At 70.3% G+C, this 7,583-nt stretch carries 7 protein-coding genes; 6 read left to right on the plus strand and 1 reads right to left on the minus strand.

Going from position 1 to position 7,583, the window contains the following annotated elements:
* The first annotated feature begins 107 nt into the window (after positions 1–107).
* The 6 genes from nirB to C5E07_RS17315 all read left to right on the plus strand — a co-directional run bounded on the left by nirB (position 108) and on the right by C5E07_RS17315 (position 7,234).
* Entirely contained in the window at positions 108–2,693 is a 2,586-nt protein-coding gene (gene nirB / locus C5E07_RS17290) for a nitrite reductase large subunit NirB (protein ID WP_104301065.1), read from the plus strand.
* Positions 2,690–3,079 carry a nitrite reductase small subunit NirD gene (gene nirD / locus C5E07_RS17295; protein WP_104301068.1) on the plus strand — a complete coding sequence of 130 codons (390 nt, stop codon included), beginning with the start codon at positions 2,690–2,692 and terminating at the stop codon, positions 3,077–3,079. Before nirB ends, nirD begins: the two co-directional genes overlap by 4 nt.
* The gene (gene cobA / locus C5E07_RS17300; protein WP_104301070.1) at positions 3,076–4,311 is read left to right on the plus strand and encodes a uroporphyrinogen-III C-methyltransferase; all 1,236 of its coding nucleotides are present in this window, start codon (positions 3,076–3,078) and stop codon (positions 4,309–4,311) included. Before nirD ends, cobA begins: the two co-directional genes overlap by 4 nt.
* Positions 4,308–5,489: a uroporphyrinogen-III synthase gene (locus C5E07_RS17305; RefSeq protein WP_104301072.1), complete on the plus strand. Its 1,182-nt coding sequence runs from the start codon at positions 4,308–4,310 to the stop codon at positions 5,487–5,489. The genes cobA and C5E07_RS17305 overlap by 4 nt, the downstream gene beginning before the upstream one ends.
* Positions 5,490–5,516: 27 nt before the next feature.
* Positions 5,517–6,230: a sirohydrochlorin chelatase gene (locus C5E07_RS17310; protein WP_104301074.1), complete on the plus strand. Its 714-nt coding sequence runs from the start codon at positions 5,517–5,519 to the stop codon at positions 6,228–6,230.
* Positions 6,231–6,379: 149 nt separating this feature from the next.
* The gene (locus C5E07_RS17315; protein ID WP_104241662.1) at positions 6,380–7,234 is read left to right on the plus strand and encodes a formate/nitrite transporter family protein; all 855 of its coding nucleotides are present in this window, start codon (positions 6,380–6,382) and stop codon (positions 7,232–7,234) included.
* Positions 7,235–7,480: 246 nt separating this feature from the next.
* Here C5E07_RS17315 and C5E07_RS17320 read toward each other — a convergent pair.
* The coding region (locus C5E07_RS17320; RefSeq protein WP_146080632.1) for a hypothetical protein at positions 7,481–7,583 on the minus strand (103 nt) is incomplete at its 5' end.

The following is a 7,583-nucleotide window of genomic DNA, read 5'->3' on the forward strand; positions in this document are numbered from 1 at the left end:
GGAGGAGCCACGATGCGCGCACCCACTCGAGCACACCGAGACGAGCTGTGATGACCCCGAAACAATCGCCGTACGGTGACGAAACATCCCAGACCTACGCTCACGACATGTCCACCCCCGCGCCCCGCTCTCGCCACGTCGTGGTGATCGGCGCTGGCATGGTCGCGCACCGATTCATCGAGTCGCTGCGATCGCAGGACTCCGATGGGGTCTGGGCGATCACCGTCATCGGCGACGAGCCGTGGCGACCCTACGACCGGGTGCAGCTCACGAGCACCTTCTCGGGCGTCGCCCCAGCCGCCCTCGAGCTGGGCAGGCCGCTCATGTGGTCGCACCCCAACGTGACGCTGCGCACCTCCGAGACCGTGACGAGTATCCACCCGGAGACCCGCACCCTCGTCACCTCCCTCGGCGCGACCGAGCACTACGACGAGCTCGTCATCGCCACCGGGTCCGCCGCCGCGAAGCCCCCGATCGCGGGAGTGGATGCGCCAGGCGTGCACGTGTACCGCACGGTCGACGACGTTGTCGCGCTGAAGGCGGAGGTTGCGGAGTTGTCACAGCGACTCGGCCGCACCGTCCGCGGCGCGGTCGTCGGTGGGGGACTTCTCGGCCTCGAGGCCGCAGGCGCCATGGTCGCCCTCGGCGCCGAGTGCACCGTCGTCCAATCGTCCGGCCACCTCATGTCCGCCCAGCTCGACGCGGGTGGTGGCGAGGCCCTCCGTCTCCTCATCGAGCATCTCGGCGTGGATGTGCGCACCGGTTCACGAGCCAGCGCCGTCGTCCTCGACGCCGAGGGCCGCGCGGCGGGACTCGACTTCCCGAACGGCGAACCCGAGCTCGCCGACCTCGTCGTCTTCGCCGTCGGCATCCGGCCCCGCGACGAGCTCGCGCGTGACGCCGGGCTCGCGCTCGGCGTTCGCGGTGGCATCGAGGTCGACGACGCCTGCCGAGCATCCGTCGCCAACATCTTCGCGATCGGCGAAGTCGCCTCCATCGACGGCGAGTGCTTCGGGCTCGTCGCCCCCGGATACTCCATGGCCGAGGTCGTCGCGAACCGCCTCACCGGGGGAGCGGCGACCTTCCCCGGAGTCGACCTCTCGACGAAGCTCAAGCTGACGGGCGTCGACGTGGCGAGCTTCGGCGACGCCTTCGCCGAGTCGCCCGGCGCGCTCGAGGTCACCTACGCCGACCCGGTCGGCGGCGTCTACAAGAAGCTCGTCATGTCCGACGACGGGAAGGTGCTGCTCGGCGGCATGCTCGTCGGCGACGCCTCCGCCTACACCTCCCTGCGCCCGATGGTCGGGCGCGAGCTCGGCACCGACCCGGCCGCGTACCTGCTGCCGGCCGACGGCATGCCGGAGGTCGGCGGCGACCTGCCGGACGACGCCACCGTCTGCTCCTGCAACAACGTCTCGGTCGGCGCGGTGCGCGGCGCCGTCACCGACCACGCCTGCACCGACCTCGCGGGCGTCAAGGCCTGCACCAACGCGGGCACCGCGTGCGGCTCCTGCGTGCCGCTCGTGAAGAAGATCTTCTCCACGGAGCTCGCGAAGACCGGCGTCGAGGTGAGCAACGCGCTCTGCGAGCACTTCGCGATGTCCCGCGCCGGGCTCTTCGATGCCGTCCGCGTCACTGGCCTCCACACCTTCACGGGCATCATCGAGCGGCACGGCAACGGGGGCCGAGGGTGCGACATCTGCCGCCCGGTCGTCGCCTCGATCCTCGCGTCCCTCGGCAACGGGCACATCCTCAAGGGCGAGCAGGCAGCCCTGCAGGACACCAACGACCACGTCATGGCGAACATGCAGAAGGACGGCACCTACTCGGTCGTCCCACGCATCCCCGGCGGCGAGGTCACCCCGGACGGGCTCATCGCGATCGGCGCCGTCGCCAAGGAGTACGGCCTCTACACGAAGATCACCGGCGGCCAGCGCATCGACCTCTTCGGCGCCCGCATCGAGCAGCTGCCCGAGATCTGGAAGAAGCTCATCGACGCCGGGTTCGAGTCAGGGCAGGCGTACGGCAAGGCGCTGCGCAACGTGAAGTCGTGCGTCGGCTCCACCTGGTGCCGGTACGGCGTGCAGGACTCGGTGGCCATGGCCATCTTCCTCGAGCTGCGCTTCCGCGGCCTCCGCTCGCCGCACAAGCTGAAGTTCGGCGTCTCGGGATGCGCGCGCGAATGCGCCGAAGCGCGCGCGAAGGACGTGGGTGTCATCGCCACGGAGAAGGGCTGGAACCTGTACGTCGGCGGCAACGGCGGCTTCACGCCACGCCACGCGGAGCTGCTCGTCGAGGACCTCGACGACGAGCAGCTCATCACCGCCATCGACCGCTTCATCGGCTACTACATCCGCACCGCCGATCGGATGCAGCGCACGGCCCGCTGGATCGAGGACCTCGACGGCGGCATCGACACCCTCCGCGCCGTCGTCCTCGAGGACAGCCTCGGCATCGCGGCGGACCTCGACGCCATGGTCGCGAACCACGTCGACAACTACAAGGACGAATGGCAGGAGGCGCTCAACGACCCCGAGGTCATGGAGCGGTTCGTCTCCTTCGTCAACGCCCCCACCACGCCGGACCCCTCGCTCGGCTACGTGCCAGAGCGAGGGCAGCTCCGCCCAGCAAACGACACCGACCGCAGCGCCGGCACGGTCATCGCAGGAACGACCTTGGAGGTCCGACGATGAGCATCGCCATCGACACGCAGACGGTCGACGCCGCGGCCGCGCAGACGCAGTGGGTCGCCGTCTGCCCACTGAGCGCCCTCCACCCGGAACGTGGGGTCGCCGCCATCCTCGACGGAACGCAGATCGCGCTCTTCCGCCTCGGCGACGAGTCGGTGTTCGCCGTGCAGCAATCCGACCCGTACTCGGGCTCGCAGGTCATGAGCCGTGGCCTCGTCGGCACTCGCGGCGGACGGCTCACCGTCGCCTCGCCCATGTTCAAGCAGGTCTTCGACCTCGCCACGGGCGAATGCCTCGACAGCGTCGGCAAAGAGGAGCGCACCCTCCTCACCTACCCCGTGCGCATCGAGCACGGCACCGTGCTCGTCGACCTCGGAGGCACACGATGAGCACGCTCATGGCACTCGACTTCACCGGCCGCGACGTCGTCATCGTCGGCGCGGGTGCCGTCTCCGCGAGACGCGCCCAGAAGTTCGTCACGGCCGGCGCATCTGTCACGATCGTCGCCCCCGAACTCGGCGGCACGATCGGCGGGCTCGTCGCCGACGGACTCGTCACCTGGCTCGCCGAGCCCGTCCGCGCAGACCACCTCGACGGTGCCTGGTTCGTCCACACCGCCACCGGCGACCAGACCACAGACCTGCTCGTCGCCGAATGGGCCAACGAGCGACGCGTCTGGTGCGTGAACGCGAGCGACGCATCCGCCGGCAGCGCCAAGACCCCCGCAACCTCCGACGCCGGGGCCGTCGAGATCGGCGTCGTCTCGAAGCAGGGCGCCGACCCGCGCCGCAGCCGCCTCATCTGCGACCAGCTCGCCGAGAACCTGCGCGCCGGGGACATCGACCTGCGCCGCCACCGTGCAGGCACAGGGCGGGTCGTGCTCGTCGGCGGGGGACCCGGCGACGCCGACCTCTTGACGCTCCGCGGCCGCCGTGCCCTCGCGGAGGCCGACGTCGTCGTCACCGACCGCCTCGGGCCGCGCTCGGTGCTCGCCGAGCTGCCCGCCGACGTCGAGATCATCGACGTGGGCAAGCAGCCCAAGCACCACCCCGTGCCGCAGGACGAGATCAACCGCATCCTCGTCGAGAAGGCCGAGCAGGGGCTCGTCGTCGTGCGCCTCAAAGGCGGAGACCCCTTCGTCTACGGGCGGGGTGGCGAAGAGGTGCTCGCCTGCAACGAAGCGGGCATCGACGTCGAGGTCGTCCCCGGCATCAGCAGCGCCATCTCCGTCCCGGCCGCCGCGGGCATCCCGGTCACGCACCGCGGCGTCGCCAACTCATTCCAGGTCGTGACCGGCCACCAGCGACTCGGAGCCGAACTCCTCAGATCGGTGAAGGGCGACACGTGCACCCTCGTGGTGCTCATGGGAGTCTCCGCCCTCGGCCGCATCTGCGACGAGCTCGTCGAGGCCGGAGTCCGAGACGACATGCCCGTCGCCATCGTCGAGAACGGACACACGCCCCGCCAGCGCGTCACGCGCGGCAGCCTCCGCACGATCGACGCCACAGCGCGCAGCGTCGGCGTCGCCAACCCCGCCATCATTATCATCGGCGAAGTCGCCCAGTTCGGCCTCCTGCAGGCCGCTCGTTCGCTCCAAGAACAGGACGCACTGTCAGCATGAGCTTCCCACCAGCGAGCGGTGCACGCACCCGCCCTCCCCAGGAACAGCACCTGGCAGGCGTCGTCGTCGTCGTGACGAGCGACCGCCGCTCCGGTGAGCTCGCGACCGCCCTCGAACGACGCGGGGCGATCATCCGCCACTCACCCTCGCTCACCATGACCGCCGTCGAAGACGACGCCGACCTGCTCGACGCGACGAAGCGCGTCATCGCGAACCCTCCGGACATCGTCGTCGCCACCACCGGCGTCGGCTTCCGAGGGTGGATCGACGCAGCGGATGCGCACGGGCTCGCGGAGGACCTCGTCGCGGTGCTCTCAAACGCGCGCATCGTCGCGAGGGGGCCGAAGGCACGCGGGGCGATCCAAGCGGCCGGGCTCAACGCCGACTGGGTGGCCGAGTCGGAGACCTCCGCCGAGCTCGCCCAGTTCCTGCTCGCAGAAGGCGTCGAGGGCGCGCGCATCGCCCTGCAGCACCACGGCTCGGGAGCCGACGGACTCGACGAGGAGTTCCTCGCCGCGGGGGCCGACGTCGAGAGCCTCATCGTGTACCGGTGGGGGCCACCCGCCGACCCGGCGCTGCTCTCGCGGTGGGCCTTCAAGGCGGCGGACGGCGAGGTCGACGCGATCGTGTTCACGTCGGCGCCGGGCGTCTCCGCGTGGCTCGAGTCGTTCTCCGGCGATGCTGACGCGGACGACGCCGAGAAGAGCGGCGGCGCGCTCGACCGGATCCGTCAGCGCTGCCGCGATGGGTCGCTCGTGACCGTCGCGGTCGGCCCCATCACCGCCGCCCCGCTCCGCTCGGTCGGCATCGAACCCGTCGTCCCGAAGCGCGGACGGCTCGGCGCGCTCATCCGCGAGCTCATCGAGCACTACGCGCAGCGCGCTGCCGAAGGCATCGAGACCGAAGCGGGACGCCTCTTCCTCCGCTCCAGCTGCGCCGTCATCGGCGACGACGTCATCGAGCTCTCGCCGGGTGCCCTGCGCGTCCTGCGCCTCCTCGCCGGCAACCCGGGCGGTGTCGTCACGAGGGAGCAGATCCTCGCCAGGCTGCCGGGCAGCCCGACGACCACCCATGCGGCCGACGTCGCCGTCGCCCGCCTCCGCGAATCCTTCGGCGACCGAGCGATCGTGCAGACCGTCGTGAAGCGCGGCTACCGACTGCGCATCCGCACGAGCTGATCCCAGGCCAAGAGAGTGAGCACGGAGATGAACGAGCAGCCCCCGCGTCCCACGATCCTCGTGGGTGCATCCCACGGGACGGACAACACCGACGGGCAGGCCGTCATCCGTGAGCTGCTGCGGCGCGCCCAGCAGCTGCGGCCCGACGTGCAGGTCGTCGAAGCGTTCGTCGACGTCCAGCAGCCGAGCCTCGTCGAGGTGCTCGCGGGGCTCCCGGAGGACGCCGAGGTCGTAGTCGTGCCCGTGCTGCTCACGGTCGGATTCCACACGCAGGTCGACATCGCCGAAGCCGTCGCCGCACGCCCCGGCACCTCCGTGGCCGCCCCGCTCGGGCCCGACGCGCGCCTCTCGCAGCTGCTCTGGGAGCGTCTCCTCGAAGCTGGCGGCAGTGCCGAAGACGGAGTCGTCATTGCCGTCGCGGGCTCCACGGCCGCCGCCGCCGTGCCCCGCTTCCACGAGCTGCGCGAGCAGTTCAACGGCATCGGCGGTGCGGATGCGCTCCTCGGCTACGGCGCGGCCCTCGACCCGCGCGTGCCCGCCGCCGTCGATATCGCCAGGCGCCAGCGACCCGGCGCGAGCGTCAGCATCGCCAGCTACCTCCTCACCCCTGGCTTCTTCCACGACCGGGTGTCGGAGGCAGGAGCCGACATCGTGGCGGCGCCCCTCGGCGTGGACGACCGCATCGCGGAGATCATCCTCGAGCGGTTCGACGCCGTCGTCACCACGGCGGCGCTCGTCTGACGGCGCTTCTCACAGCGCGCGGACGGAGGCGAGAGGGAATGGAAACCAGAACGCACCGCACGAGCCACGGGGCCGAAACTGCACGCGAATAGCGTGTGGACACCGGGCCGAACACGGCCACAGAGCACCGCCAGAGCGAAAGGGAACCTGTGTCCTACGTCAAGCCGAACGACCTCGTCACCACCATGATCGATGCCGGCGAGAGCAAGATCTTCCTCTCGACCCGCGACACCATCATCCGCTCCACGATGGGCGGCGCCTTCCTCACCATCGCCGCGGCCTTCGCCGTCACCGTCAGCGTGACGACCGGCGTCCCGCTCCTCGGCGCCCTGCTCTTCCCCGTCGGCTTCATCATGCTGTACCTGCTCGGCTACGACCTCCTCACGGGCGTCTTCGTGCTCGGCCCGCTCGCCTGGCTCGACAAGCGGCCCGGTGTCACCCTCCGGGGCGTGCTCCGCAACTGGGGCCTCGTGTTCGTCGGCAACTTCATCGGCGCCTTCACGATCGCCGTGCTCATGGCCATCGTCGTCACGAACGGCTTCGCGACACCCCCGAACGCGGTGGGCGAGGCCATCGGCCACATCGGCGAAGGCCGAACCGTCGGCTACGCCGAGCACGGTGCCTCCGGGATGCTCACGCTGTTCGTCCGTGCGGTGCTCTGCAACGCCATGGTCGCGACCGGAGTTGCACTCGCCATGATCTCCAAGAGCGTCTCCGGCAAGGTCATCGCCATGTGGATGCCCATCATGCTGTTCTTCTTCATGGGCTTCGAGCATTCCATCGTGAACATGTTCCTGTTCCCGTCTGGCCTGCTCCTCGGCGCCGACTTCACGCTCCTGGACTACCTCATCTGGAACGAGATCCCCACGGTCGTCGGCAACCTCGTCGGCGGACTGCTCTTCGTCGGCCTGCCGCTGTACTTCACCTACGGCCGCACCGGTACGCCTCGAGCGGTGGCCGCCAAGCTCGCTGCGACCGAGGCGAAGGCCCCCGCCGCGGTCTGAGCTGCCCGCTCACCCGGCTGACCCGCCCACCCGGGTAGAAGAGTCAGCCAGATGCATCCTCCTTTGTTCGCGAGCCTGCTTCTGGCTGACTCTTCTCGGGTTTCTGCGCTGTTCTCAGCCCACCGCCACCGCCACCGCCCAGCGGGGGAGCTCCGCGCCTCTCCGCGCACGCGAGAGGCCCCGGCCCTCAGGCGGTTGCCTGAAGACCGGGGCCTAGCGCGTTGCTTCCGCGGCTCGCCGAGCTCGCTACGCGTTGTGCTCGGTGCGGTCGCCGGACCAGTCGGTGTGGAAGACGCCGTCGCGGTCGACGCGCTTGTAGGTGTGGGCGCCGAAGAAGTCGCGCTGCCCC

This window comes from Pseudoclavibacter sp. RFBJ3, from assembly GCF_002931375.1.
In the GTDB taxonomy this organism is placed as follows: Bacteria; Actinomycetota; Actinomycetes; order Actinomycetales; family Microbacteriaceae; genus Pseudoclavibacter.